The sequence below is a fragment of the Methylobacterium sp. WL120 genome (assembly GCF_008039465.1).
In the GTDB taxonomy this organism is placed as follows: domain Bacteria; phylum Pseudomonadota; class Alphaproteobacteria; order Rhizobiales; family Beijerinckiaceae; genus Methylobacterium; species Methylobacterium cerastii.
The window spans coordinates 1-295 of record NZ_VRUT01000384.1; the positions used below are offsets into that span (position 1 = coordinate 1).

Consider the following 295-nt stretch of genomic DNA (forward strand, 5'->3'; position numbering starts at 1 on the left):
GCAGATCGGGCAGGCTGTCGGCGGCAAACCCGTAGAGGTCTGGTTCTGCGACGAGGCGCGGGTCGGCCAGAAGAACACCCTGACCCGGCGTTGGGCAGCACGCGGAACGCGCCCCTCGGATCCCAAGTGGCCTGCCCCCATTCGGTGGCCCAGGTTCGAAGTTAGTGCATTGTCGGTCGCGTGACGATGGCGGAGTGGGCGACCGGCGCTGAACCGCTGGGTTCAGGTGGCCATATGACAACCTGTGGCGCAGGCGGCTGGTAGCCGAGTGACGAGTGCGGCCGGATGGTGTTGT

2 pseudogenes are annotated in these 295 nt (G+C 66.8%); one reads left to right on the plus strand and one right to left on the minus strand.

What is annotated here, in order from left to right:
* Positions 1 to 115: pseudogene (locus FV229_RS27110) on the plus strand (IS630 family transposase); the annotation flags it as partial.
* A 46-nt stretch (positions 116 to 161) separates the two neighbouring features.
* Here the strand turns inward: FV229_RS27110 and FV229_RS27115 are convergent.
* Positions 162 to 295 (minus strand): annotated as a pseudogene (locus FV229_RS27115) (IS3 family transposase); the annotation flags it as partial.